29 protein-coding genes are annotated in these 25,523 nt (G+C 40.8%); all 29 read left to right on the top strand.

Features of this window, described 5'->3' with window-relative positions:
• The first annotated feature begins 62 nt into the window (after positions 1 to 62).
• The 29 genes from fsa to AC1VU3_RS06305 all read left to right on the top strand — a co-directional run bounded on the left by fsa (position 63) and on the right by AC1VU3_RS06305 (position 25,276).
• Positions 63 to 710 (top strand): fructose-6-phosphate aldolase, encoded by a 648-nt coding sequence (fsa, locus tag AC1VU3_RS06445; protein ID WP_480389758.1) that lies wholly within the window; start codon positions 63 to 65, stop codon positions 708 to 710.
• Between the two features lie 19 nt (positions 711 to 729).
• Complete coding sequence (locus AC1VU3_RS06440; protein ID WP_482983106.1) at positions 730 to 2,007, top strand: UDP-N-acetylglucosamine 1-carboxyvinyltransferase; 1,278 nt, start codon at positions 730 to 732, stop codon at positions 2,005 to 2,007.
• 113 nt (positions 2,008 to 2,120) lie between these two features.
• Positions 2,121 to 3,083: a class II fructose-bisphosphatase gene (glpX, locus tag AC1VU3_RS06435; RefSeq protein WP_480389760.1), complete on the top strand. Its 963-nt coding sequence runs from the start codon at positions 2,121 to 2,123 to the stop codon at positions 3,081 to 3,083.
• A gap of 119 nt (positions 3,084 to 3,202) precedes the next feature.
• Positions 3,203 to 4,486, top strand: a complete 1,284-nt coding sequence (rho, locus tag AC1VU3_RS06430) for a transcription termination factor Rho (RefSeq protein ID WP_480389761.1) — start codon at positions 3,203 to 3,205, stop codon at positions 4,484 to 4,486.
• A gap of 169 nt (positions 4,487 to 4,655) precedes the next feature.
• The gene (gene rpmE / locus AC1VU3_RS06425) at positions 4,656 to 4,859 is read left to right on the top strand and encodes a 50S ribosomal protein L31 (protein ID WP_480389762.1); all 204 of its coding nucleotides are present in this window, start codon (positions 4,656 to 4,658) and stop codon (positions 4,857 to 4,859) included.
• A gap of 96 nt (positions 4,860 to 4,955) precedes the next feature.
• Complete coding sequence (locus AC1VU3_RS06420; RefSeq protein WP_480389763.1) at positions 4,956 to 5,528, top strand: thymidine kinase; 573 nt, start codon at positions 4,956 to 4,958, stop codon at positions 5,526 to 5,528.
• A 929-nt stretch (positions 5,529 to 6,457) separates the two neighbouring features.
• On the top strand, positions 6,458 to 7,537 hold the full coding sequence (gene prfA / locus AC1VU3_RS06415; protein WP_480389764.1) for a peptide chain release factor 1: 1,080 nt from the start codon (positions 6,458 to 6,460) through the stop codon (positions 7,535 to 7,537).
• Positions 7,530 to 8,384 carry a peptide chain release factor N(5)-glutamine methyltransferase gene (gene prmC / locus AC1VU3_RS06410; protein WP_482983105.1) on the top strand — a complete coding sequence of 285 codons (855 nt, stop codon included), beginning with the start codon at positions 7,530 to 7,532 and terminating at the stop codon, positions 8,382 to 8,384. Before prfA ends, prmC begins: the two co-directional genes overlap by 8 nt.
• Positions 8,385 to 8,429: 45 nt before the next feature.
• The gene (locus AC1VU3_RS06405) at positions 8,430 to 8,963 is read left to right on the top strand and encodes a stage II sporulation protein R (protein ID WP_482983104.1); all 534 of its coding nucleotides are present in this window, start codon (positions 8,430 to 8,432) and stop codon (positions 8,961 to 8,963) included.
• A 71-nt stretch (positions 8,964 to 9,034) separates the two neighbouring features.
• Positions 9,035 to 10,060: an L-threonylcarbamoyladenylate synthase gene (locus AC1VU3_RS06400; protein WP_482983103.1), complete on the top strand. Its 1,026-nt coding sequence runs from the start codon at positions 9,035 to 9,037 to the stop codon at positions 10,058 to 10,060.
• A gap of 90 nt (positions 10,061 to 10,150) precedes the next feature.
• The gene (locus AC1VU3_RS06395; protein ID WP_480389767.1) at positions 10,151 to 10,654 is read left to right on the top strand and encodes a manganese efflux pump; all 504 of its coding nucleotides are present in this window, start codon (positions 10,151 to 10,153) and stop codon (positions 10,652 to 10,654) included.
• Between the two features lie 57 nt (positions 10,655 to 10,711).
• Positions 10,712 to 11,152 (top strand): low molecular weight protein arginine phosphatase, encoded by a 441-nt coding sequence (locus AC1VU3_RS06390; protein WP_482983102.1) that lies wholly within the window; start codon positions 10,712 to 10,714, stop codon positions 11,150 to 11,152.
• A 2-nt stretch (positions 11,153 to 11,154) separates the two neighbouring features.
• Positions 11,155 to 12,480, top strand: coding sequence for a methyl-accepting chemotaxis protein (locus AC1VU3_RS06385; protein WP_482983101.1), 1,326 nt, complete (start codon positions 11,155 to 11,157; stop codon positions 12,478 to 12,480).
• A gap of 471 nt (positions 12,481 to 12,951) precedes the next feature.
• Complete coding sequence (gene rpiB / locus AC1VU3_RS06380) at positions 12,952 to 13,392, top strand: ribose 5-phosphate isomerase B (RefSeq protein ID WP_480389770.1); 441 nt, start codon at positions 12,952 to 12,954, stop codon at positions 13,390 to 13,392.
• A 20-nt stretch (positions 13,393 to 13,412) separates the two neighbouring features.
• Positions 13,413 to 13,955 (top strand): TIGR01440 family protein, encoded by a 543-nt coding sequence (locus AC1VU3_RS06375; protein WP_482983100.1) that lies wholly within the window; start codon positions 13,413 to 13,415, stop codon positions 13,953 to 13,955.
• Between the two features lie 26 nt (positions 13,956 to 13,981).
• The gene (gene glyA, locus AC1VU3_RS06370; RefSeq protein ID WP_480389865.1) at positions 13,982 to 15,211 is read left to right on the top strand and encodes a serine hydroxymethyltransferase; all 1,230 of its coding nucleotides are present in this window, start codon (positions 13,982 to 13,984) and stop codon (positions 15,209 to 15,211) included.
• A gap of 637 nt (positions 15,212 to 15,848) precedes the next feature.
• The gene (gene upp / locus AC1VU3_RS06365; RefSeq protein WP_480389772.1) at positions 15,849 to 16,478 is read left to right on the top strand and encodes a uracil phosphoribosyltransferase; all 630 of its coding nucleotides are present in this window, start codon (positions 15,849 to 15,851) and stop codon (positions 16,476 to 16,478) included.
• Positions 16,479 to 16,493: 15 nt separating this feature from the next.
• Entirely contained in the window at positions 16,494 to 17,606 is a 1,113-nt protein-coding gene (gene wecB, locus AC1VU3_RS06360) for a non-hydrolyzing UDP-N-acetylglucosamine 2-epimerase (protein WP_480389773.1), read from the top strand.
• Between the two features lie 207 nt (positions 17,607 to 17,813).
• Positions 17,814 to 18,032 carry an AtpZ/AtpI family protein gene (locus AC1VU3_RS06355; protein WP_480389774.1) on the top strand — a complete coding sequence of 73 codons (219 nt, stop codon included), beginning with the start codon at positions 17,814 to 17,816 and terminating at the stop codon, positions 18,030 to 18,032.
• A gap of 6 nt (positions 18,033 to 18,038) precedes the next feature.
• Positions 18,039 to 18,413: an ATP synthase subunit I gene (locus tag AC1VU3_RS06350; RefSeq protein WP_480389775.1), complete on the top strand. Its 375-nt coding sequence runs from the start codon at positions 18,039 to 18,041 to the stop codon at positions 18,411 to 18,413.
• A gap of 26 nt (positions 18,414 to 18,439) precedes the next feature.
• Positions 18,440 to 19,150, top strand: coding sequence for a F0F1 ATP synthase subunit A (gene atpB, locus AC1VU3_RS06345; protein WP_480389776.1), 711 nt, complete (start codon positions 18,440 to 18,442; stop codon positions 19,148 to 19,150).
• A gap of 63 nt (positions 19,151 to 19,213) precedes the next feature.
• Complete coding sequence (gene atpE, locus AC1VU3_RS06340; RefSeq protein ID WP_480389777.1) at positions 19,214 to 19,438, top strand: F0F1 ATP synthase subunit C; 225 nt, start codon at positions 19,214 to 19,216, stop codon at positions 19,436 to 19,438.
• Positions 19,439 to 19,580: 142 nt separating this feature from the next.
• On the top strand, positions 19,581 to 20,108 hold the full coding sequence (gene atpF / locus AC1VU3_RS06335) for a F0F1 ATP synthase subunit B (RefSeq protein ID WP_480389778.1): 528 nt from the start codon (positions 19,581 to 19,583) through the stop codon (positions 20,106 to 20,108).
• The gene (locus AC1VU3_RS06330; protein WP_482983099.1) at positions 20,105 to 20,641 is read left to right on the top strand and encodes a F0F1 ATP synthase subunit delta; all 537 of its coding nucleotides are present in this window, start codon (positions 20,105 to 20,107) and stop codon (positions 20,639 to 20,641) included. The genes atpF and AC1VU3_RS06330 overlap by 4 nt, the downstream gene beginning before the upstream one ends.
• Positions 20,642 to 20,668: 27 nt before the next feature.
• Positions 20,669 to 22,177 carry a F0F1 ATP synthase subunit alpha gene (atpA, locus tag AC1VU3_RS06325; RefSeq protein ID WP_480389780.1) on the top strand — a complete coding sequence of 503 codons (1,509 nt, stop codon included), beginning with the start codon at positions 20,669 to 20,671 and terminating at the stop codon, positions 22,175 to 22,177.
• A 45-nt stretch (positions 22,178 to 22,222) separates the two neighbouring features.
• Positions 22,223 to 23,083 carry an ATP synthase F1 subunit gamma gene (atpG, locus tag AC1VU3_RS06320; protein ID WP_482983098.1) on the top strand — a complete coding sequence of 287 codons (861 nt, stop codon included), beginning with the start codon at positions 22,223 to 22,225 and terminating at the stop codon, positions 23,081 to 23,083.
• A 33-nt stretch (positions 23,084 to 23,116) separates the two neighbouring features.
• Positions 23,117 to 24,532, top strand: coding sequence for a F0F1 ATP synthase subunit beta (gene atpD, locus AC1VU3_RS06315; RefSeq protein WP_480389782.1), 1,416 nt, complete (start codon positions 23,117 to 23,119; stop codon positions 24,530 to 24,532).
• A gap of 24 nt (positions 24,533 to 24,556) precedes the next feature.
• Entirely contained in the window at positions 24,557 to 24,961 is a 405-nt protein-coding gene (locus AC1VU3_RS06310; protein WP_480389783.1) for a F0F1 ATP synthase subunit epsilon, read from the top strand.
• A gap of 81 nt (positions 24,962 to 25,042) precedes the next feature.
• The gene (locus AC1VU3_RS06305; protein WP_480389784.1) at positions 25,043 to 25,276 is read left to right on the top strand and encodes a DUF1146 family protein; all 234 of its coding nucleotides are present in this window, start codon (positions 25,043 to 25,045) and stop codon (positions 25,274 to 25,276) included.
• The last annotated feature ends 247 nt before the right edge of the window (positions 25,277 to 25,523 follow it).

Raw genomic sequence — 25,523 nt, 5'->3', positions numbered from 1 at the left:
AAAGGAGAAGAGTCCAATGGGCGCTTCTCCTGTTTTTCCATCATGAGGAGGATATAAGGAAGATGAAATTTTTTATTGATACAGCGAATTTTGAAGAAATTAAAGAAGCATACTCTTGGGGAATCATCTCCGGAGTTACAACAAACCCATCATTAGTGGCGAAAGAAAATATTTCTTTCCACGACAGACTTCGTGAAATTACAGAATTAGTAGATGGCTCTGTAAGTGCAGAGGTTATTTCATTAGACGCTGAAGGAATGATTAAAGAGGGTAGAGAGCTTGCTGCGATTGCGCCAAATATTACAGTAAAGCTTCCAATGACTCCGGAAGGCTTAAAGGCGTGCTCCGTGTTTAGCAAGGAAGGAATCAAAACAAATGTTACGCTTATCTTTAGTGCGAACCAAGCATTGCTTGCTGCTCGTGCAGGTGCAACATATGTTTCGCCGTTTTTAGGTAGACTAGATGATATCGGACATGATGGAATGGAATTAATTGCAAAAATCTCTCAGATCTTTGATATTCACAATATTGATACAGAAATCATTGCTGCTTCAATCAGACATCCACAGCATATTACGGATGCAGCCCTCAATGGTGCACATATCTCTACTACTCCTTTCAAAGTATTGAAACAATTATTCAATCATCCTTTAACTGATAAAGGAATTGAAGGGTTTCTAGCAGATTGGAAAAATCGTCAGAACCAGTAACAAGATGAAGGAGAAACATATGGAAGTATACAAAATCAGAGGAGGAAAACCGCTCCAAGGTACGATAAAAGTGAGTGGGGCAAAAAATAGTGCTGTAGCGCTTATTCCTGCCTCCTTGCTGGCGAATTCTCCAGTTACAATTGAAGGCTTACCGGAAATATCAGACGTTTGGACCTTGAAAGAAATATTGGAAGAGGTAGGAGCGAAGGTTACCTTTCAAGACGGTACGATGGTAATTGATCCTACAGAGGTTGTAGACATGCCCCTTCCAAATGGAAATATAAAAAAACTAAGAGCCTCTTATTATTTGATGGGAGCGCTGTTAGGCAAATTTAAAAAAGCGGCGATTGGTTTACCTGGCGGCTGCCATCTTGGACCAAGACCGATTGACCAGCATATAAAAGGTTTTGAGGCACTTGGAGCTCAAGTAAGTAATGAGCACGGTGCAATTTACTTAAGAGCAAATGAATTGGTTGGCTCCAAGATCTATCTAGACGTAGTTAGCGTGGGGGCGACCATTAACATTATGCTTGCAGCGGTAATGGCAAAGGGCCGTACAATCATTGAAAATGCGGCAAAAGAACCGGAAATAATTGATGTGGCTACTCTTCTTAGCAATATGGGTGCCAAAATTAAAGGTGCAGGTACAAATGTCATAAGAATTGATGGTGTTCCGGAACTTCATGGAACAAAGCACACAATTATACCAGACCGTATAGAAGCTGGAACATTTATGATTATGGCTGCCTTGACGGGAGATGGTGTCACTATCGATAATGTCATCCCATTCCATGTGGAAGCATTAACAGCTAAGCTACGAGAGATGGGGGTTCAAGTAGAGGAGCATGAAGAAAAAATCTTTATTCCTAAATCCAGCAATTTACAAGCTGTCGATGTGAAGACCCTTGTTTATCCAGGCTTCCCAACTGACCTACAACAGCCCTTTTCTGTTTTAATGACACAGGCTACCGGTACTTCTGTAATTACTGACTCTATTTATTCTGCTCGCTTCAAGCAAATCGATGAACTAAGAAGAATGAATGCAATCGGTCGTGTAGATGGAAGGACTGCTATTATTACAGGACCTGTTAAATTAGAGGCTGCCAATGTACGGGCAAGTGATTTACGTGCAGGCGCTGCCTTGGTATTAGCTGGGCTAATTGCAGATGGAGAGACAGAAATACAAGATATTTACCACATTGAGCGTGGATATAGCTCCCTTATTGATAAGCTAAGAGGCCTAGGTGCGGATGTTCGTAAAGTCACCATAAAGGAAATTGAGCTGGAGAGCGAATAGGCTCCTATTATCAGGAAATACCTGCTTTTCATATTTGACAAATGTGCTACAATGGTACAGAAAGTAAAACAGAGCGGAAGCAACAAGACCGTAAATCGGGAGGCACAAAGAAAATGGAACGTAGTTTATCAATGGAATTAGTCCGTGTAACGGAAGCAGCAGCGATAGCATCTGCTCGCTGGATGGGACGCGGATTAAAGAATGAAGCAGATGATGCTGCTACAAGCGCAATGAGAACCGTATTTGATACTATCCCAATGGAGGGTGTAGTAGTGATTGGGGAAGGTGAGATGGACGAAGCACCGATGCTCTATATTGGAGAAAAGCTTGGACATGGTTCAGGTGGACCGCAAGTAGATGTCGCTGTTGACCCATTAGAAGGGACGAATATCGTTGCTTCTGGAGGCTGGAATGCACTAGCAGTTCTTGCGGTGGCAGACCGAGGAAACCTTCTTCACGCGCCAGACATGTATATGGATAAATTAGCGGTTGGTCCAGAATCAGTCGGACAAGTAGACATTAATGCACCTGTAATTGATAACTTACGAGCTGTTGCACGTGCTAAAAACAAGGATATAGAGGATGTAGTTGCTACCATTTTAGGCAGACCTAGACATCAAAAAATCATCGAAGAGATTCGAGCTGCTGGAGCACGTATTAAGCTAATCACAGACGGAGATGTGGCAGGGGCTATTAATACTGCATTTGATGAAACTGGTGTAGACATTCTTTTTGGTTCAGGAGGAGCACCTGAAGGAGTTATCTCTGCTGTAGGTTTAAAATGCCTAGGTGGAGAAATTCAAGGGAGACTGCTTCCACAAAGTGATGAAGAGCTTCAAAGATGTATTAAAATGGGATTAGACGTAAACAAAGTTCTTAGAATGGAAGACCTGGTAAAAGGCGATGATGCTATTTTTGCTGCAACAGGCGTAACGGATGGCGAGCTTTTACGTGGGGTACAATTCAAAGGAGCATTTAGTTCTACACATTCTATTGTTATGCGTGCAAAATCAGGAACAATTCGATTTGTAGAAGGACGCCATAGCTTAAACAAAAAACCAAATCTTGTTCTTTAATTTGAACTTTCCAAAGAATTTCCGGCAGACTAAGCTCTGCCGGATATCCTCTAATATTTACTTCATCTAAATTAACCCAAACAATGCAAAGAAAAAAATAAAAAGAGTGGTGCGTGCTTATGACACAAACAACAATCAATGAATTGGAAAACATGACGTTAAAAGAGCTTTATGCCCTAGCAAGAAAATATAAGATTCCTGCGTATAGCAAGTTATCAAAAAAGGAACTAATATTTGCTATTTTAAAATCTCGTGCTGAGCAAGAAGGCTTCTTCTTTATGGAGGGAGTATTGGAAATTATCCAGCAGGAAGGATTTGGCTTCCTGCGTCCGATTAACTACTCTCCAAGCTCAGAGGATATCTACATCTCGGCTTCTCAAATTAGAAGATTCGATTTAAGAAACGGAGATAAAGTAACAGGAAAGGTACGCCCACCAAAGGAAAGTGAGCGATACTATGGTCTTTTGCATGTGGAGCTAGTAAACGGGGAGGACCCAGAGATTGCAAAGGAACGTGTACATTTCCCAGGTCTTACACCTTTATATCCGGATCGTCATGTAAAGCTTGAAACGACACCTGAAAAACTTTCTACTAGAATCATGGACTTGGTTGCACCAGTTGGGTTTGGGCAACGTGGTTTAATAGTAGCTCCCCCTAAAGCAGGGAAAACGTTATTAATTAAAGAGATTGCGAATGCTATTACAACGAACCACCCAAATGCAGAACTAATTGTTCTATTAATCGACGAACGTCCTGAAGAGGTAACGGATATCGAACGTTCTGTAAAGGCAGATGTTGTAAGCTCCACTTTCGATGAAGTACCTGAAAACCATGTGAAGGTGGCAGAGCTAGTTCTAGAAAGAGCCATGCGTCTAGTAGAGCATAAAAGAGATGTTATTATTTTAATGGATTCTATTACACGTTTAGCACGTGCCTATAACTTGGTTATTCCTCCAAGCGGAAGAACTCTTTCAGGTGGTATTGACCCCGCTGCATTCCATCGTCCGAAGCGTTTCTTCGGTGCAGCACGAAATATTGAAGAGGGCGGAAGCTTAACTATTCTAGCAACTGCTTTAATTGATACCGGGTCACGTATGGATGAAGTAATTTATGAGGAATTCAAAGGAACAGGGAATTTAGAGCTTCATCTAGATAGAAGCCTAGCAGAACGTCGTATTTTCCCAGCAATCGATATCAGACGCTCTGGTACTCGTAAAGAGGAGTTATTGATTCCAAAAGATCAACTAGATAAGCTTTGGGCGATTAGAAAAACCTTCTCAGATTCTCCTGATTTTGCAGAACGTTTCCTAAGAAAATTACGTCAAACGAAGACGAACGAAGGATTCTTTGAACAGCTTGCAGAAGAGATGAAAGCGCACCGTAGCGGAAAAGTATCCCTATAATTTTTTCAAAATCAACCGCTTGTATATATAAGTAAGACATGTTATTATGTTCATTGTGAGTTCACACATTTCTGCTACATATACGGTTGACAGTAATACGGATCGTGTAAGGTATCAGTTTCATAACCAACTCTGTTCCGGATGGTTCAGGGCGAGAGGAGAGATAATGATGAAAGCAGGAATTCATCCAGATTACAAAGAAGCAACAGTAACTTGTTCTTGTGGAAACTCTTTCACAACTGGTTCTGTAAAATCAGACATCAAAGTCGAGTTCTGTAACGAATGTCACCCATTCTACACTGGACGTCAAAAATTCGCAGCTGCGGATGGCCGTGTTGATCGCTTCAACAAAAAATACGGAATTAAAGAATAATAAAAGCAAAATACCTGTAAGGCACCCGGTGCTTTGCAGGTATTTTTGTTAGAAGTAATTCATGCAAATACATAGATGAAGGAGATATACCATACCATGGCTCAATTATTTTACAAGCACGGCGCTATGAACAGCGGAAAATCCATTGAAATTCTGAAAGTCGCACATAACTACGAAGAACAAAACAAGCCTGTCCTCATTTTCACACCTGGAATAGATGACCGTGACGAGGTTGGTCATGTATCGAGTAGAATCGGCCTTAAAAGAAAAGCAATTGCTATCTTTGACGATACGAATTTATTCGAAATGGTAAAGGAGTATTCTCCAAAGCCTTACTGTGTCCTAATAGACGAAGTGCAATTCCTGAAGAAGGAGCACGTTCTTCAGCTAACTCAAATCGTGGACGAGCTAGACATACCAGTTATGGGATTTGGCTTGAAAAACGATTTCCAAAACGAAATGTTTGAAGGCAGCAAATACATGCTGATCTATGCAGACAAAATTGAAGAAATGAAAACAATCTGCTGGTTCTGTCAGCGCAAGGCCATTATGAACCTACGTGTGGACGAATCTGGCAAGCCAATCTATACAGGCGAGCAAATCCAAATCGGTGGGAATGATTCTTACTATCCAGTTTGCCGTAAGTGTCACGCCAATCCACCATTGTGATAGCTTGGTTGGGATTTCACTTATTACTAAAAGTGACGAATTATTTATAGATACGAAGAGTATCTCGGACAGAGAGTTAGGGGAGACTTGGAGAGGTAGATTGGGAATTTAATTGGGAGGCTTGGCTTGTGTCTTCTAGTTATGTGGCAATCGCGGTTACTCTCGGTTAGATGTGGAAGTTCATGGCCGATGTCCGCTGGGAATACCCGAGGCCGTTACTCTCGTTCGAGCGGGATTTACTCTCGGATATTCGGGATTTATTCTCGTTCGGAGGAAGTTTACTCTCGGTTAACTGGGGTTTATTCTCGTTCATAGGAAGTTTACTCTCGGAGAGCCAAGGTTTATTCTCATTCGGAAGGTTTACTCTCGTTCGACCGAGATTTACTCTCGGATGGCCGGAATTTATTCTCGGTTAGATGGTGGAAGTGCATGACCGATGCCCGCTGGTAACATCGGAGGCCGTTACTCTCGTTCGAGTGGGATTTACTCTCGGATATTCGAGGTTTATTCTCGTTAGGAGAAAGTTTACTCTCGGATAGACAAGGTTTACTCTCATTCGGAAGGTTTACTCTCATTCGACCGAGATTTACTCTCGGAAAGCCAGGATTTACTCTCGGTTATAAGATGGGGGAAGGCATAGCCTATGTCCGCTGGGAATACCGGAGGCCGTTACTCTCGTTCGAGCGGGATTTACTCTCGGTTAGGTGGTGGAAGTGCATGGCCTATGTCTACCGGAAGGACCAGTGGTGGTTACTCTCGTTCGGAGGATTTACTCTTATTCAGCCGGACTTTCGAATGAGGCGATTTACTTTTCTGTCCAGTTCCAAAAATAATTCTTTCAAGTTCAGTGCCATAAAAAGTAGCATGCCTGTTACTTTTTCTTTATAATAAATAGCTAGTAAACATTTAATTAGAACGAGGTGAGGTCGATGTTTGATCGATTGCAATCGGTGGAAGATCGTTATGATAAGTTAAACGAATTACTTAGTGATCCAGATATAGTAAATGATACGAAGAAGCTTAGGCAGTATTCAAAGGAGCAGTCTGACCTTCAGGCGACGGTAGATGCTTATCGCGAATATAAAGATGTAAAGCAACAATATCAAGATGCGAAGCAAATGCTTGAGGAAAAATTGGATGCGGAAATGCGTGAAATGGTGAAGGAAGAGGTCAATGATTTAGAGGGCCAGATTACGGAGCTAGAAGAGCGCTTACGTGTGCTGTTGATTCCGAAGGATCCAAATGATGATAAAAACGTTATTATGGAGATTCGTGGGGCAGCCGGTGGAGATGAGGCTGCACTATTTGCGGGGAACCTTTTCCGTATGTATAGCCGCTTTGCAGAAACACAAAATTGGAAAGTGGATGTGATGGAATCGTCTCCAACCGGTTTAGGTGGATACAAGGAAATCATTTTCATGATCAATGGTGCCAATGCCTTTTCGAAAATGAAATATGAAAATGGAGCACACCGCGTGCAGCGTGTACCAGAAACGGAGTCAGGTGGTCGTATTCATACTTCTACAGCGACAGTGGCAGTACTTCCAGAGGCGGAAGAAGTAGATGTAGAAATCCATGAAAAGGATGTTCGTGTAGATACATTTGCATCCTCAGGAGCAGGTGGACAGTCGGTAAATACGACGATGTCTGCTGTTCGAATGACGCATTTACCGACAGGGATCACTGTTTCAATGCAGGACGAGAAGTCACAGATTAAGAACCGCGAGAAAGCGATGAAAATTCTTCGTGCTCGTGTGGCAGACAAGTTCCGTCAAGAGGCACAGGCCGAATACGATGCAGTACGTAAGTCTGCAGTTGGTACAGGGGACCGCTCTGAGCGTATCCGTACATACAATTATCCACAAAACCGTGTAACAGACCATCGTATTGGTCTTACAATTCAAAAGCTAGATCAAATTCTAGAGGGAAAACTAGATGAGATAGTCGATGCTTTGATTGTCGCAGACCAAGCAGATAAATTAGAAAGAATGAACGATACCAATGTCTAAGACAATTTATGAGGCCCTCACCCGGGCTTCTTCTTTTTTAGAAGAAAATAATCGTGAAAAAGGAGTAGCCCGTTTTTTATTGCAACATGTCCTTGGGAAAAATTATTCACAGCTAATGCTATCTATGTATGACGAGATATCCACAGAGGATTTTGAGACGTATTGGCGCTATGTGGAAGAGCATATAACAGGAAAACCTTATCAATACATTATTGGTCAGGAAACCTTTTATGGAAGAGATTTTTTAGTGAATGAGCATGTGTTAATTCCTCGTCCTGAAACAGAAGAGTTAATAGAGGAAATCAAAAAACGAGTTCCAGCTTTATTTTCAGACAAGCCTATTTGTCTCGCTGATGTGGGTACGGGTAGCGGTGCAATTGCTTTGACACTGAAACTAGAAATACCACAAATGGAGGTAACGGCTACGGATATTTCTTCAGCTGCCTTGGAGGTTGCTAGAAATAATGCACAGCTTCACAATGCCCAGATAAGCTTTCGAGAGGGAGATCTTCTAGAGCCACTTCAATCAGAAAAATGGGATATTATTGTATCCAACCCTCCGTATATAGCACATGAAGAAGCACCGACCCTAGCGGATACAGTCATTGATTATGAGCCTCACTTGGCACTTTTTGCTGAGGAGGATGGGCTCCAGCTATATAGAAGAATGGCAGAAGGGCTACCCGGGATGATGAAATCCCCTGGTTTAATAGGTTTTGAGATTGGCTATGAACAGGGACCGGCTGTTGCAAAGCTACTAGAGCAAGCATTTCCACAAGGCGTGGTCGAAGTAGTGCAGGATATAAACGGAAAAAATCGTTTTGTTTTTTGTACAATTGCTGAATAACTTATGAATCTATTGGTAACAATGTTCCTAAGGGAGGAATGTTACATGTTACCAGATTACGAGATAAAAAGAGCAACTTCAATTGGTCAAAAAATAGACGCTGTCATACTGTTTGTTTGGACACTACTAGTAATTCAAATGGTTTTATTCCTACTATTCCAAGGAACTGATGAAGCAGAAGGAACTCGCGTACGGTTAATTGCGAATAGTAATACTGCTTATGATCAACAAATGAAAATGGAAGTAAAGGAGCAAATCGCTCCGATACTCCTGAACTATTATGAAAATGCAGACAAAACGATGCAGGAGCTAGAGGCTGCGGTTTCTACTCTTTCTAATAAATACAATGAACAAATAACAGTTTCTAGAGGAGATGCTCTTTTTCCACCGAAGGAGTGGAATGGAACTATACTTCCTCAAGCTAATGTGGATTCTATCGTCATTTCAATTGGAAAGGCAAGAGGAGATAATTGGTGGTGTGCTTTATTTCCGAAGGTCTGCTATAAAGAAGAAGAAAAAAAAGAAGAAAAACCAAAATTCTTCGTGTGGGAATGGTTGAAGAAAAAGTTTTCCACATAGTTTTCCACAATTAGTTGCAAGTTATACACAATTTGTGGATAAACGAGCGAGAAAGGAGAGAATAGTTGAAAATGACCAAACTAATTTCTGTGGACAACTTATCCACAAGTCAATATGGTTATAAACAAGCTGTGGATTACCTCAAAAATGGCGAAGTAGTTGCGTTCCCAACAGAGACGGTTTATGGTCTGGGTGCTATTGCTACAAACGAGGAAGCTGTTACAAAAATCTTTGAAGCAAAGGGAAGACCTCAGGATAATCCGTTAATCGTGCATATTGCAGATCGTACAACGCTAGAAGACTTCATAGACTATGTTCCAGAACTAGCAAAAGCTTGTATGGATGCTTTTTGGCCAGGGCCTTTAACAGTTATATTGCCATTGAAGCAGGGAGTGTTGGCTAATAATGTAACAGCTGGGCTACAAACGGTTGGAGTGAGAATGCCAGATCATCCAGTTGCTCTCCAGCTCTTAGAGTTATTAAAGAAACCAGTGGCTGCGCCTAGTGCTAATAAAAGCGGGAAGCCTAGCCCGACGAAGGCCTCTCATGTACTCAATGACTTAAACGGAAAAATTCCCTTGATACTGGATGGAGGCATTACAGGTTTAGGTTTAGAGTCAACAGTTGTAGACTTTACATTAGAAACTCCCACTATTTTGCGTCCGGGTGGGGTAACAAAGGAAATGCTGGAAAAAGTGGTTGGTACTGTAAATGAAGCGAAACTATCTGATTCATCCGCTTCACCAAAAGCTCCAGGCATGAAGTATGCTCATTATGCACCAGAAGCTCCCGTCTTTTTAATTGAAGCATCACAAGAAAAAATAAGCGATGCCATTAAGAGAATACATAAGGAAGAAAAGAAAGTAGCACTCATTTCAGTAGAGCAGTATGCTAACGAGGAGGCAGATAGCTACTTTACACTAGGGGAGGCTACCGACATGGAAAAGGCAGCACATCTGTTATACGAAGCTCTCAGATTCTGCGACAAAACGGATGTGGATGTTGTGTTAATTCCAGTTTTTCCGGAGCAGGGAATAGGAAAAGCAATTATGAACAGGCTTGAAAAGGCGGCAAATGGAAATTGGTTCCCCAATTAAGGAAAGAATTAAACAGAAAACTAGGATAAGCGTATTCTCTCCTATTACTTTGCATACATTTTATTATGCGAATAGATGGGGGAGATTTTTTTGTGGCGTGAAATACTAGCTAGTTTGTTGTTATCAGTGGATGTTCTCATCTTGTTTTCTCTTATATCCTATAAAAAACAAATGTGGACGTTAGCTGCATGGGTAGCATCTTTACATATGCTTTTCCCCTTACTTGGTTATTATGCGGGTGTATTTGTCCAAACTTATTTAGAGCATGCCAGTCCTTACCTATCGGGTGTTCTATTGTCCTTATTAGGAGTTCAAATGCTAGTAAGTAAGTCAGCTACGGTAAAACCACTGATGCCTCCTTATTTGCTTGCAGTAGTTGCTAGCCTAGATTCCTTTTCAGTGAGTATATCGTTTGGTATGCTAAAGATAAACCAAGTGCTCTTTATATCCTGTTCGGGGATCCTATCCTTTCTCTCTGTCGTTATTGCTCAAAAGCTTATCTATAACAACGTGGTGATGAATAGACTTGTAATAACAAAGCTTGCAGGTTTGGTTTTATTATTAATGGGACTAGCTACTTTACAACAAATTTAACAATTTTCAAGCAATTAGCCGCTGATTATTATATACTAGAAATGAGGAATGATTTACATGAATATATTGTTTGTGTGTACTGGAAATACTTGTAGAAGCCCTATGGCTGAAGCAATACTAAAGGCAAGAAATATAGAAGGGATGGATGTTCGCTCAGCAGGTATCTATGGTGCTGATGGTGCTGATATGTCAATGAACAGCCAATTAGCACTAGATAAAGCGGGAGTCCCTTTTTCTCATAAAGCAAAAACAGTGACAAAGTCCTTGGTGGAATGGGCAGATTTAATTCTAACAATGACAGCTTCTCATAAGCACGCTCTTATTCTTTCATTCCCAGAAGCAATATCGAAGATCTATATGTATAAAGAATTTGTGACGCCAGACGATATAGAAGATGTGTCTGATCCTTACGGTGGGAATATGCTTATTTACGAAAGAACCTATGAGGAGCTGAAAACACTTACGGATAAGCTGGTGAAGAAGCTACAGGGGGAGTAAGAATGCAGGGAAGAAAGAAGAAGCACACTTTTGGTCTTCAGAAGAAAATAGTACTATTTGTTACAATTTTAGCTCTTATAACGTATTCTACAAGTGCATTGTTCATTAATTATGTCCATCCATATATTCAGTCAACTTGGCCGAACTTTCCACTTGGAACAGTCCAATTTGAAATTCTTACATATGGTTTAGGAATCTTTTGGTCTGGTCTACTGGCGTATATTTTTAGTGGCCTAATTATAAGACCTCTTTTCAACCTAGAGAAGGTAGCAAACCTTGCATCAGAGGGGAAAATAGGGATAGATGTAGATGTTCCTAAATCAAAAGATGAAATACATTCTGTTGCAGTTGCCTTCCAATCTATGCTAGAAAATCTTCGAGAAATGGTGCAACGAATTGAAGAGAATTTCGATAAAACAAATAATACAGTTCAAAGGCTCTCCGCAGAGTCATCTGTTGCCTCTGATCAGGCGGAAGCAATTGCTTCAACTATCGCACAGATATCAGAAGGAGCTGAACAATCAGCGATTGCTGTTCAAGAGACGGCTGAAGCTGTAGAGGATGTAAGAATCCTAGCTTCAGAGGTAAACAAACATGCAGAAAAGTCCTCTGTGCAATCAAAGGACATGATTGCTGGTCTGGCACAAACGACGGAAGTAATCCAATCCTTAGTAAATGGTATACAAAAAATTGCTGCTGGCAATGAGTCGGCATTAGGCAATATACATCAGTTGGAAGAGAATGCAGGGAAGGTCGAAAGCATCATTCAGCTTGTCGGAGATATTGCGGCACAAACAAACTTACTTGCACTGAATGCATCCATTGAGGCTGCACGAGCAGGAGAGCATGGGAAAGGCTTTGCTGTAGTAGCGGAAGAGGTTAGAAAGCTAGCGGATGAAAGTGCCAAGGCCGTGCAGGGAATTTCAGGGCTCATACTGGCGATTCAACAGGATGTCCAAACGGTGGTCCACCAAATGACTAGTCAAGTAAGCTTTGCTGCATCCGAAGCGAAACGAGTATCTGAAACAAACGCTGCTGTAGAAGGGATGTCCAATCAGATTCATGAGATGGCAGAATCTGTTGTAGAAATTTCTTCATTAGTAGAAAGACAGTTAACGAACATTGAATCGACTGCTCAACAATCGCAAGAGGTTGCGGCGATAGCAGAAGAAACATCTGCTGGAGCAGAAGAGGTAAGAAGCGCAACAGATGAACAAGCAAGATCTATCGAACAAATAGACATGCTATCAGAAGACTTGAAGCGTCAATCGGAGGAACTATTCAAAGTAATTTCTCAATTTGACCGCACTTCTATTCCTGAAAAATAAATGGTGAAGATATCGAGATGACTCTCGGTATCTTTTTTATTGGAAGAAAAGACGGGAAGTTCATGTAGAAGAGCAGTTAGTGAGGGCAGGCCAAAATAGATTTCATTCTTGAGGGAATATCCTTTTTTTGTGTATTTGGTTCTTCGCCATAACTTGAGGTTGATTTCCGTTCTGGCTGGACGCTGGGTGCTGGCTTACTACGCCCCCACGGAAAGCGTCCGACGCAGCGAAGAACCTTGAGGTTCAATAATAAGAAAGCACCTTTGAGTTCTCATTCATTTTTATTTCAGTATTAATGATTTCTATTACCGCTTACGCTTATTGTGAAAAATTAATTAAGACCATGCATACCTCTCAAAATCAAAAGTCTGTTCTTTTTTTCCTGGTAACTAAGTGTAAATAAGATTGTATTTTTTTATTGTAAAAAATGATATGATGATGTCGAGTACTAAACAGAAAAGAGGGAGCAAGTTGAAAATAGCAATTTCTTCAGACCACGGGGGCAACAACCTTCGTAAAGAAATTATTCAGCAGCTTGAAGAACTTGGACTGTCCTATAAGGATTTTGGGCCTAACAATGATGATTCTGTTGATTATCCAGACTATGCAACTCCAGTTACAGAAGGAGTCGCAAGTGGAGAATTTGATCGAGGTATTCTAATTTGCGGTACAGGAATTGGTATGTCCATTGCTGCCAATAAAGTCAAAGGTATCCGCTGTGCATTAGTACATGATGTATTTTCAGCAAAGGCAACCAGATGTCACAACGATTCGAACGTATTAGCGATGGGAGAGCGAGTAATAGGACCAGGATTAGCTAGAGAAATCGTAGCAACTTGGCTTGCTCAGGACTTTGAAGGTGGACGCCATGCCCGTCGTATTGAAAAAATTACAGCTTTAGAAAATAAGTAAGAAAGAAAAGAGGATTTCAGATGGAAGCGAATTTGTGGAAACAGCAAATGGAACAGCTTCTCCTGGAAGTGGAGCAGCAAATTAATTTTCAAGAGGGAGACCTTTTTATCATTGGCTGCTCTACCTCTGAAGTAATAGGGAAAAGGATAGGAACTGCTGGGGGAATGGATGTGGCAGAGGCTCTATTTCTACCTTTAAAAGAATTTGCTGACCGCCATAAAATTCACTTGGCCTTTCAAGGCTGTGAACATATTAATCGGGCAGTTACATTAGAAAGGAAAGCTCAGCAATACTTTCGACTTCCGGAAGTTGCTGTGATCCCAATTGCTCGCGCAGGCGGGTCAATGTCAGCCTATGCTTACACTCAGCTTGATGACCCGGTGGTTGTGGAGCAGGTACAAGCAAGGGCAGGAATAGATATTGGGCAAACAATGATAGGAATGCAGCTGCAGCCTGTTGTGGTGCCTATTCGGACATCTATAAAGCAGGTGGGAGAAGCAATTGTGACGATTGCCAACACTAGACCTAAGCTAATAGGTGGAGCTCGTGCATTTTACGGATGATATTAGAGGGGGAACTGAATGTGAAAATGATTGAAAAGCAAGATCAAGCAGTTTATGAAGCAATGCTGGCAGAGAAAAAGCGTCAACAAGCAAATATCGAGCTAATCGCATCTGAGAACTTTGTATCAGAAGCAGTAATGGAAGCACAGGGCTCTGTATTAACCAACAAGTACGCAGAAGGATATCCTGGCAAACGCTACTATGGTGGATGTGAGCATGTGGATGTAGTAGAAGACATTGCACGTGATCGCTTGAAGGAAATCTTTGGTGCAGAGCATGCGAATGTTCAGCCACACTCTGGTTCACAAGCAAACATGGCAGTTTACATGACTGCTCTACAGCCTGGCGATACGATACTGGGGATGAACCTTTCTCACGGTGGACATTTGACGCATGGTTCTCCTGTTAACTTTAGTGGAATTCAATATAATTTTATTGAATATGGTGTAAATAAAGAGACGGAAATGATAGATTATGAAGAAGTTCGTGCAATTGCTTTAGAGCACAAGCCGAAAATGATCGTTGCTGGTGCTAGCGCATACTCTCGCGTTATTGATTTCGAAAAGTTCCGTGCGATTGCAGATGAAGTAGGAGCTTACTTATTCGTTGATATGGCACATATTGCAGGTCTTGTAGCTGCTGGTCTTCATCCTAACCCAGTTCCGCACGCTCATTTCGTCACTTCCACGACTCATAAAACGCTTCGCGGACCTCGTGGAGGACTGATCTTAACAACAGAAGAGTTTGCTAAAAAAATTGATAAAACAATCTTCCCGGGTATTCAGGGCGGACCACTAATGCATGTAATTGCGGCGAAGGCTGTGGCTTTTGGCGAGGCTCTTCAACCGGAGTTTAAAGAATATCAAGCACAAGTAGTAGCGAATGCAAAAACTTTAGCAGACAGTCTAACAAAAGAAGGCATTCGTATTGTATCAGGTGGTACAGATAACCATGTAATGCTATTAGATGTATCTGCTTTAGGCTTAACTGGTAAGGTAGCAGAGCATGTATTAGATGAGGCTGGCATTACTGCAAATAAAAATACCATCCCATTCGATACATCTAGCCCGTTCATCACATCTGGTGTTCGTATTGGTACGCCTGCTGTTACTTCACGTGGCTTTAAAGAAGAAGAAATGGTAGAAATCGCTTCTATTATTGCGAAGCTTCTTAAAAACCATGAGGATGCTAGCGTATTAGAAGAAGCAAAATCAAGAGTGCAAACATTAACACAAAAATTTCCGTTATATAATTAATTAGGCGAAAAGGAGCTGGTGAAACTGGCTCCTTTTTATAATAGGCTGAATGAAAGCTGCACATAGGAAATTATTAAGATATTCATGCTTGAAATGATGATGTGATTATCACGAAATGGTGCTGAGACAGAAGTGAATTCTTATATAAAAAAGTAAGAAAGTATTTATGTGTGGCATATTTTTTATAAGATTCTTATCAAGATTTATTTATTAGAAGTTAGGACCAATGGTTCGGAACAGCGTCGGTGACTCCTGCGGGAAAGCGCGAGGGAGAGACGGAAGGAAAACTAAAAGCGTCACATCGTGTGACAACGTTTTCCTGACCAACATCCTGTTGGCCTCCGCGGAAAGCATCCGACGCAGTGAAGAATCTCACGTTATTAAAATAAAGAAAGCATACGACTTCATCAAAATATTAAATGCTGGGCTGTTGTTTTGTCCCAGCTACCCGACCTAAGTGTTACTTTCACCACAAGAATACTTAAGGCCAAGAAAGAACATCCTAGTTGGGAACTTTCAGAATTTCGGATATCCAATATGCGGAATAATGAAATTAATGACATTACTAGAATGTAGTGTAGTTTGTTTGCTATAATTTATAGGATTTGAAAATAAATGAATAGAGGAGATATGCCAAATGACAAAAGTATACGTATTTGACCACCCACTTATCCAACACAAACTTACATATATTCGTGACGTCAACACTGGGACAAAGGAATTTCGTGAACTAGTGGATGAAGTTGCGACATTAATGGCGTTCGAAATTACACGTGATTTACCATTAGAAGATACAGAGGTAGATACGCCTGTACAACGAACTACTTCAAAGGTATTGGCTGGTAAAAAGCTTGGGATCGTGCCTATTCTTCGAGCAGGTATTGGAATGGTGGATGGAATCTTAAAGCTAATTCCAGCTGCAAAGGTTGGTCATATCGGACTCTACCGCGATCCAGAAACATTGCTACCTGTTGAGTACTATGTAAAGCTTCCAGCAGATGTGGCAGAGCGTGATTTTATCCTAGTAGATCCGATGCTTGCGACAGGTGGCTCTGCAATCGAGGCAGTAAACTCCTTAAAAAAACGTGGTGCTACTAGCATCAAATTTATGTGTTTAATAGCTGCTCCAGAGGGAGTAAAAGCACTTCAAGACGCTCATCCTGACGTGGATATCTACATTGCAGCATTAGATGAAAAGTTAAACGACCACGGATATATCGTTCCTGGTTTAGGAGATGCAGGAGACCGTTTATTCGGAACCAAATAAAAAGGAGCAGTTTACATGACAAAATGGAAAGTAATGACCATTTTTGGGACAAGACCGGAAGCCATTAAAATGGCTCCACTTGTTCTAGAACTACAAAAGCATCCAGAGATTCAATCAATTGTAACGGTGACCGCCCAGCACCGTGAAATGCTTGATCAAGTTCTGGAAACGTTTCAAATAACTCCGGATTATGATTTAAATATGATGAAAAGCCGTCAAACACTTGTTGAAATTACAACTCGTGCTCTAGAAGGCTTAGATGCTGTGATGAAGGAAGCAAAGCCGGATATTGTGCTCGTTCATGGAGATACCTCCACAACCTTTGTTGCAAGTTTAGCTGCTTTTTATAACCAAATTGCAATTGGTCATGTAGAAGCAGGCTTAAGAACTTGGAATAAATACTCTCCATTCCCAGAGGAGATGAATCGTCAGCTGACAGGAGTTATGGCAGATGTTCATTTTGCTCCTACGGAAAAATCGAAGCAAAACCTTCTCGCAGAGAACAAAAAAGCAGATACTATCGTTGTGACAGGAAACACAGCAATTGATGCATTGAAAACTACTGTAAGAGAAGATTATTCACATCCAATCTTAGAAAAACTGTCCGATAGCAGAATGATTCTTCTAACTGCGCACCGTAGAGAAAATATCGGCGATCCAATGCGTAATATGTTCCGAGCGATTAACCGTTTGCTAGCACTACATGATGACGTACAGGTCGTATATCCAGTTCATATGAATCCGGCTGTTAGAGAGATTGCAAATGATATCCTAGGAGAAAACGACAGAGTTCACCTCATTGAGCCTTTAGAAGTGCTAGACTTTCATAACTTTGCAGCCCGTTCCCACATTATACTAACTGATTCAGGAGGAGTGCAGGAAGAGGCACCATCTCTAGGAAAGCCGGTTCTCGTATTAAGAGATACAACTGAGAGACCTGAAGGAATTGACGCTGGGACGCTAAAACTAGCTGGAGTAGAAGAAGAGACAATCTTCCAATTGGCGAACGAATTGCTTTCTAATAAAGAAGCTTATGAAAAAATGTCCAAAGCTAGCAATCCTTATGGAGATGGTAAAGCTTCCGAAAGAATCGTTGAGTTTTTGAAAAAATATTTAATGAACGAATGAAATGAAAATTTAAATTTGTCGATAAAATGTCAAAAAAGTTCTTTGAGTGAAGTTTTTCACTTGTAACAATTGACATCAAAAAGCCCCTATTGTATGCTTACAAAGGATAATCATGATAGGGGTTTCATGCTTGAAACACTTGATGTATCAACTTTCTACTAGACTCACAGTTTTTACTTATTAAGGAAAAAAGGTGAGGGCACTTTTATGCGTCATTTTAGACGTCCGTTACAAGGGATAGCAATATATTCGGCGATTCTCTCACAGCTTGTTGGTTCTATATTGTTAGGGATATTTGCAGGAATGTGGATAGACCGTACATATAGCACTGCTCCAGTTTTTTTAGTAATTTGTCTATTAGCCGGTCTTGCGATTGGTATACTAGCACTCATTACTACCATTCGAAAATATGATTCAGGAGACTAAAGATCAATGTTAGAAATGCAACGTATCTTTGCGAGGCAGAAAAAGTACATATATTTTTTGCTCTCGGCATGTGTGTTAGGCTGGGCATTCACCCCTTATCCTACTGTTTTTGCAGGATTAGCAATTGGTTCTATATTTGGTCTGTATAATTTTTGGATCCTAGTCCGTAGAATGGAGAAATTCGATCGTGTGATAGAAAGTGGTAAAGGACGTGCTAAACTAGGGACATCCCTTCGTTTTGCATCGGGGGTAGCTGCGGTGGCACTAGCCATCACCTTCCCAGAAAAAATCCACCTGATTAGCACGGTAATTGGATTAATGATTCCCTATGTTCTACTCTTAGTAGAACGGTTAATGTTTCATGCAAGAAATCAGCCATGAGTATTTGAAAGAGAGGTGAAAGAATCGTGGGACACACAAATCCAGAATTTGTGCTTTGGGGCATGACAGGTAACTGGTCAAATATCTTAATGTTATTTGTTACATCTCTTATCGTTTTCTTAATTGCATTTTTTGCAACAAGAAACCTAAAGCTTAAACCGACTGGTATGCAAAACTTCATGGAGTGGATTATGGACTTCGTGAAAGGGATTATCAAAAGTAACTTCGATTGGAAAACAGGTGGAAGATTCCATGTTCTTGGGATTACATTACTTATGTTTATCGCAGTAGCGAACTTATTAGGACTACCGTTTTCAATCACTTATAACGGAGACCTTTGGTGGAAATCACCAACAGCAGATCCAACAGTCACCATGACGCTCGCTGTGATGATTATCGTTTTAACACATTACTACGGTATTCAGATGAAAGGCTTCAAGGGGTATGGTAAAGATTATTTCCAACCACTCCCATTTCTATTTCCGTTAAAAATTATCGAAGAATTCGCAAATACGTTGACACTCGGTTTACGTCTTTACGGAAACATCTATGCAGGGGAAGTTCTTTTAGGACTACTTGCAGGATTAGCAACATCAGGAATTATGGGCTTCGTAGGAGCTATTATTCCAGCAATGGCTTGGCAAGGTTTCTCCATCTTCGTTGGTGGAATCCAAGCGTTCATTTTCGTTATGTTAACAATGGTTTATATGTCACATAAAGTGTCGTCAGACCATTAATATAACTGTTTAGGAAACTAGGCAGAAAAAAATAAAACAACATTCCAAGGAGGAAATTAAACAATGGTAGGTTCAATTGGTCTTTTAGCAGCAGCTATCGCAGTTGGTTTAGGTGCACTTGGTGCAGGTATCGGGAACGGTCTTATCGTTTCTAAAACAGTAGAAGGTATCGCTCGTCAACCAGAAGCTCGTGGAGCTCTTCAAACAGTAATGTTCATCGGGGTAGCGTTAGTTGAAGCCGTGCCGATTATCGCAGTAGTTATCGCGTTCATTACATTAAACTCATAATCAATAAGCAAAGTCTATAATGGCGGAAACTATTATCCGCCATTCTCTTTATGAATACCTATTTGAAATAGAAAATAAACTTCAAAGTTTACCTTTATAGAAGAAAGATCTCTTATTAGCGTTTGAAAGGAGTGAAACAATCGTGTCTTTTGAATACCTCGTACTTCAAGCTGGAAGTTCACATAATGGTTTAAACGTATGGGACATCCTAGCTACATTATTCTTCTTCACCCTACTTATGATTCTTCTGAAAAAAGTGGCATGGGGTCCACTTATGGGAATTATGACTCAACGTGAAGAATTAATCGCAAGTGAAATCGAGGCTGCAGAAACTAGCCGTCAAGAATCACAGCGTTTACTTGAAGAACAACGTGACTTATTAAAAGAAGCACGTACAGAAGCATTGGCGATTGTAGAAAATGCAAAGAAGCAAGGCGAAGCATCTCGAGAAGAAATTATTTCTACTGCTCGTGCGGAAGCTGCGCGTTTGAAAGAATCTGCTATTCGTGAAATCGATACAGAAAAAGAAAGAGCGATTGCAGCGGTACGAGAAGAAGTCGTTTCACTTTCTGTACTTGCAGCAGCGAAAGTTCTGGAGAAAGAAGTATCGGAAGAAGATAATCGTGCTTTAATTCATGCTACGATTGCGAAGGCAGGCGAAGTTAAGTGAGTAATTCAACTGTAGCAAAACGTTATGCCATCGCATTGTTTGAGCTTGCTCAACAAAAAAATGAATTGCCTGCAGTGGAAAACGACTTACGTGAGCTAAACATTGTCTGGAATGGTAGCAAGGATTTGAAAGATATTTTCACATCCCCAAAGCTTTCTTTAGACAAGAAAAAAGCTCTAATTCGTGAAGTTTTCGTAAAGGCACATCCAATGGTAATCAATACACTTCTAGTGTTATTAGATAAAAAAAGATTGGATGAGGTTTCAAATATCATCGCTGAGTTTATGGAACTTTCTAATGATGCACAAGGTGTAGCAGATGCAAAAGTTTATACAACTCGTGCATTGACAGAAGAAGAACGCGCAAGCGTATCGGCTTCATTTGCTAAAAATGTAGGAAAACAATCCTTACGTATACACAACATCGTAGATCCATCTCTAATCGGTGGAATGCGTGTTCAAATCGGAAACCGAATTTACGACAGCACATTGAGCACAAAGCTTGAGCGCTTAAAACGTAATTTAATCGGTTAATATTATGAATTATGAGAGGTGACATACATGAGCATCAAAGCTGAAGAAATCAGTGTCTTGATTAAACAGCAGATTGAGAACTATGAATCTGAGATGAAAGTAAGCGAAGTTGGTACGGTAATCACTATTGGGGACGGTATCGCTCGTGCTCATGGCCTCGACAACGTCATGGCTGGAGAATTATTAGAATTCTCTACTGGTGTACTTGGTATGGCACAAAACTTGGAAGCGAACAACGTTGGTATCGTTATCCTTGGACCATACACGGACATCAAAGAAGGCGATGAAGTACGTCGAACTGGCCGTATTATGCAAGTACCTGTTGGAAAAGAATTGATTGGACGCGTTGTCAATCCACTTGGCCAACCAGTTGACGGACAAGGTCCTATTGCAGCAACTAAGACTCGTCCTATCGAAAGCCCAGCACAAGGAGTTATGGCACGTAAATCTGTACATGAGCCACTTCAAACTGGGATTAAAGCGATCGACGCTCTTGTACCAATTGGACGTGGACAACGTGAGTTAATCATTGGTGACCGTCAAACAGGTAAAACATCTGTAGCAATTGATACAATTCTTAACCAAGCAGACCAAGATATGATCTGTATCTATGTTGCTATTGGTCAAAAAGAATCAACAGTACGTAACGTAGTAGAAACACTACGTAAAAAAGGTGCTTTAGAATATACAATCGTAGTTACAGCTTCTGCATCAGCTCCAGCTCCATTACTTTACCTAGCTCCTTATGCTGGTGTAACGATGGCGGAAGAGTTCATGTTCGAAGGTAAACACGTATTAGTAGTATATGATGACTTAACAAAACAAGCAGCTGCTTACCGTGAGCTTTCATTACTTCTTCGTCGTCCTCCAGGTCGTGAAGCATATCCAGGGGATGTATTCTACTTACACAGCCGCTTACTTGAGCGTGCAGCGAAATTGAACGAAACATTAGGTTCGGGATCAATTACTGCTTTACCGTTCGTTGAAACACAAGCTGGAGATATCTCTGCTTATATTCCAACAAACGTTATTTCTATCACAGATGGTCAAATCTTCTTACAATCTGATCTATTCTTCTCGGGTGTACGTCCAGCAATCAATCCTGGTTTATCTGTATCTCGTGTTGGTGGTTCAGCACAAATTAAGGCAATGAAAAAAGTTGCGGGTACACTACGTCTAGACTTAGCTGCATACCGTGAACTTGAAGCGTTCTCTCAATTTGGATCAGATCTTGACGCAGCTACTCAATCAAAACTTAACCGTGGTGTGCGCACAGTAGAAGTACTAAAACAAGACTTGAACAATCCAATCAAAGTGGAAAAACAAGTTGTTATTTTATACGCTCTAACACGCGGACATTTAGATGATATTCCTGTAAAAGATATTTCTCGTTTTGAAGCAGAGCTATACAGCTGGTTAGATTCAAACCACACTAACGTTTTAGATCATATTCGTACGACTAAAGATCTTCCTTCAGAAGAAGACTTAAACAATGCAATCACTGCATTTAAAAAGACTTTCGCTAAATCTGAATAATTCTTAGATCTGAATGAAAAAAAACGATAAGGTGGTGAAATACCAGTGGCATCATTACGCGACATAAAAGGAAGAATTACGTCTACTAAGAAAACAAGCCAAATTACGAAAGCCATGCAAATGGTTTCTGCTTCCAAATTGAACCGTGCAGAGGAAAATGCGAAGTCATATGTTCCTTACATGGGGAAAATACAAGAAGTAGTAGCATCTATTGCGAACGGTACACATGATGCTAGTCATCCAATGCTAACATCTCGTCCTGTGAAAAAGACGGCATACCTAGTCATTACTGCAGATCGTGGATTAGCAGGTGCATACAACAGTAACATTATACGTACTGTTTCCAATGCAATTGCACAAAGACACGCTTCTAAGGAGGAGTATGTAATCTTTGCAATCGGTCGTATGGGGAATGATTTCTTCGTTAAACGTGGTTCGAATGTAATCGGATCAATAGTAGGGTTACCAGACCAACCAGCTTTCTCCGATATTAAAGAAATAGCGCGAAAAGCTGTTGGTATGTTCACGGATGGAACATATGACGAACTTTATATGTACTACAACCACTTTGTAAGTGCTATTTCTCACGAGGTTACAGAGAAAAAAGTACTCCCACTTTCGGATATTGCAGTAGAAACGGGTACAACTGCTTCTTATGAATTTGAGCCATCTGCAGATGAAATTCTAGAAGTATTACTTCCGCAATATGCGGAAAGCCTAATTTTTGGTGCATTACTCGATGGAAAAGCAAGTGAACATGCTGCTCGTATGTCTGCCATGAAGAGTGCGACAGACAATGCAAGCGAATTAATCAGCAACCTAACATTAGTATATAACCGTGCTCGCCAAGCAGCGATTACGCAAGAAATTACGGAAATCGTCGGCGGTGCAGCGGCTCTAGAATAGTAAGGATAGTAAGTAAGACAGGAGGGAACAGTAGTGAACAAAGGACAAGTACTACAAGTAATGGGTCCAGTTGTTGACGTTAAGTTTGACAACGGCCACTTACCAGACATCTATAATGCACTAACTGTAGCAATCGAACGTCCAAATGAAGCTTCTACTACATTAACATTAGAAGTAGCTTTACATTTAGGAGATGACTCTGTTCGTACAATCGCAATGTCATCAACTGATGGACTTCAACGTGGTGCAGAAGTTACAGATACTGGTGCGGCTATTTCTGTTCCAGTTGGTAATGTGACACTTGGACGTGTATTCAACGTACTAGGAGAAATTATTGACTTAGGAGAAGAAATTCCAACAGAAGAGCGTCGTGATCCAATTCACAGACAAGCTCCTACATTTGAAAATCTTTCAACTGAGGTTGAAATTCTTGAAACAGGTATTAAAGTAGTTGACCTTTTAGCACCATATATCAAAGGTGGTAAAATCGGTCTCTTCGGTGGTGCCGGAGTAGGGAAAACAGTTCTTATTCAAGAGCTTATTAATAACATCGCTCAAGAACACGGCGGTATTTCCGTATTCGCTGGTGTAGGAGAGCGTACACGTGAAGGAAACGACTTATACCATGAGATGAGCGATTCTGGCGTTATTAAGAAAACAGCAATGGTATTCGGACAAATGAACGAGCCACCTGGTGCACGTATGCGTGTAGCATTAACTGGTCTTACAATGGCTGAATACTTCCGTGATGAGCAAGGTGCAGACGTACTTCTTTTCATCGATAATATCTTCCGTTTTACACAAGCAGGTTCTGAGGTATCAGCCCTTTTAGGTCGTATGCCATCAGCAGTAGGTTACCAACCAACACTTGCAACGGAAATGGGTCAATTACAAGAGCGTATTACTTCTACAAGTACTGGTTCTGTAACTTCGATCCAAGCGATTTACGTACCTGCCGATGACTATACGGATCCAGCTCCAGCAACAACTTTCGCTCACTTAGATGCAACAACGAACCTTGAGCGTAAGCTTTCTGAGATGGGTATCTACCCTGCAGTGGATCCATTAGCATCAACTTCTCGTGCCCTTTCACCTGAGGTTGTAGGTAAAGAGCATTATGAAGTAGCTACTCAAGTACAATATACATTACAACGTTATAGAGAGCTTCAAGATATCATTGCAATCTTAGGTATGGATGAGTTAGGAGACGAAGACAAGTTAACGGTTAACCGTGCTCGTCGTATTCAGTTCTATCTATCTCAAAACTTCCATGTTGCTGAGCAATTCACAGGTCAAAAAGGTTCATATGTTCCTGTAAAAGAAACTGTAAAAGGATTTAAAGAAATCCTTGAAGGTAAATATGACCACCTTCCAGAAGATGCTTTCCGTCTAGTTGGACGCATCGAAGAGGTTGTTGAAAAAGCGAAAAGCATGGGCGTAGAAGTATAATAAATCGGACCAGGAGGTAAAAATATGAAGACACTTACAGTCAACATTGTCACTCCCGACGGCCCGGTATACGATTCAGAAGTAGACATGGTTATCGCAAAATCTTCAGCAGGTGAAATCGGAATTTTACCTGGACATATTCCAACTGTTGCTCCGCTAGAAATCGGCGTAGTAAAGTTGAAAAAAGATGGTAAAAATCAGTTTGTTGCAGTAAATGGTGGTTTTCTAGAAGTTCGTCCTGAAAAGGTAACGATTCTAGCTCAATCAGCTGAAATTGCAGAAACAATAGATTTAGCCCGCGCTAAAGAAGCGATGAATCGAGCTGAAAAACGTCTACAAGACAAGCAAGATACATCTGATCATCTACGTGCTGAGCTTGCCTTAAGACGAGCATTGAATCGTATCAACGCACATCAGGGTAACATGTAATTTGAATGGTTAATAAAACGGGCGGGTGTATCTCTGCCCGTTTTTTAATTGGAAAAGAAAAAATACAAGGAGGCAATGACAATGGGGTTATTTATTGGTGAACAGGCAGTCATGGCGATTCTGGTAAATATCTTTTTTATTGGTATTTCGTTTTATGCCCTGCAATGTGTCATGGTAGATAAATTTATTAAAAAGAACCATGTTTTTCAAGCACAGCTCCTATTTATTTTAATGAGTATTGTTATCGGCTCACTAGTCGCTAATTTCTTTTTGAATTTAACCTCGTGGTCAACGCAGCTTCAGTATTTATTTTAAGTACACGATCCTACATGCTCATGCAAATTATGGGCAAGTTTGTATGAGCATGTAGAATCGCCGCATATTTCCTGGGAAATTTTTTTGGGTGAACGTTTATGTCATAACTTGTAGGGTAATTTATAAATATCTACACGAAACGACTGGGTAATACGTATAATAGGTTAAGTAAAATTACCAACATAAGGTTAGGAAAATAGTGTTTTCGATGCTTGTATATAGTCGAAATACGTTGTATGATGTTATT

This window comes from Psychrobacillus sp. Z16_25, from assembly GCF_056856695.1.
This window is presented reverse-complemented; position numbering and strand designations above follow the sequence as displayed.

Excerpts from the sequence above, each read along its gene's own strand:
- atpA (WP_480389780.1), top strand. The coding sequence starts at position 20,669 with ATGAGCATCAAAGCTGAAGAAATCAGTGTCTTGATTAAACAGCAGATT.
- AC1VU3_RS06305 (WP_480389784.1), top strand. The coding sequence starts at position 25,043 with ATGGGGTTATTTATTGGTGAACAGGCAGTCATGGCGATTCTGGTAAAT.
- AC1VU3_RS06310 (WP_480389783.1), top strand. The coding sequence starts at position 24,557 with ATGAAGACACTTACAGTCAACATTGTCACTCCCGACGGCCCGGTATAC.
- AC1VU3_RS06350 (WP_480389775.1), top strand. The coding sequence starts at position 18,039 with ATGTTAGAAATGCAACGTATCTTTGCGAGGCAGAAAAAGTACATATAT.
- upp (WP_480389772.1), top strand. The coding sequence starts at position 15,849 with ATGACAAAAGTATACGTATTTGACCACCCACTTATCCAACACAAACTT.
- prfA (WP_480389764.1), top strand. The coding sequence starts at position 6,458 with ATGTTTGATCGATTGCAATCGGTGGAAGATCGTTATGATAAGTTAAAC.
- AC1VU3_RS06405 (WP_482983104.1), top strand. The coding sequence starts at position 8,430 with ATGTTACCAGATTACGAGATAAAAAGAGCAACTTCAATTGGTCAAAAA.
- fsa (WP_480389758.1), top strand. The coding sequence starts at position 63 with ATGAAATTTTTTATTGATACAGCGAATTTTGAAGAAATTAAAGAAGCA.
- AC1VU3_RS06390 (WP_482983102.1), top strand. The coding sequence starts at position 10,712 with ATGAATATATTGTTTGTGTGTACTGGAAATACTTGTAGAAGCCCTATG.
- AC1VU3_RS06385 (WP_482983101.1), top strand. The coding sequence starts at position 11,155 with ATGCAGGGAAGAAAGAAGAAGCACACTTTTGGTCTTCAGAAGAAAATA.
- AC1VU3_RS06440 (WP_482983106.1), top strand. The coding sequence starts at position 730 with ATGGAAGTATACAAAATCAGAGGAGGAAAACCGCTCCAAGGTACGATA.
- glyA (WP_480389865.1), top strand. The coding sequence starts at position 13,982 with ATGATTGAAAAGCAAGATCAAGCAGTTTATGAAGCAATGCTGGCAGAG.
- AC1VU3_RS06375 (WP_482983100.1), top strand. The coding sequence starts at position 13,413 with ATGGAAGCGAATTTGTGGAAACAGCAAATGGAACAGCTTCTCCTGGAA.
- wecB (WP_480389773.1), top strand. The coding sequence starts at position 16,494 with ATGACAAAATGGAAAGTAATGACCATTTTTGGGACAAGACCGGAAGCC.
- AC1VU3_RS06355 (WP_480389774.1), top strand. The coding sequence starts at position 17,814 with ATGCGTCATTTTAGACGTCCGTTACAAGGGATAGCAATATATTCGGCG.
- rho (WP_480389761.1), top strand. The coding sequence starts at position 3,203 with ATGACACAAACAACAATCAATGAATTGGAAAACATGACGTTAAAAGAG.
- AC1VU3_RS06420 (WP_480389763.1), top strand. The coding sequence starts at position 4,956 with ATGGCTCAATTATTTTACAAGCACGGCGCTATGAACAGCGGAAAATCC.
- atpE (WP_480389777.1), top strand. The coding sequence starts at position 19,214 with ATGGTAGGTTCAATTGGTCTTTTAGCAGCAGCTATCGCAGTTGGTTTA.
- prmC (WP_482983105.1), top strand. The coding sequence starts at position 7,530 with ATGTCTAAGACAATTTATGAGGCCCTCACCCGGGCTTCTTCTTTTTTA.
- AC1VU3_RS06400 (WP_482983103.1), top strand. The coding sequence starts at position 9,035 with ATGACCAAACTAATTTCTGTGGACAACTTATCCACAAGTCAATATGGT.
- rpmE (WP_480389762.1), top strand. The coding sequence starts at position 4,656 with ATGAAAGCAGGAATTCATCCAGATTACAAAGAAGCAACAGTAACTTGT.
- glpX (WP_480389760.1), top strand. The coding sequence starts at position 2,121 with ATGGAACGTAGTTTATCAATGGAATTAGTCCGTGTAACGGAAGCAGCA.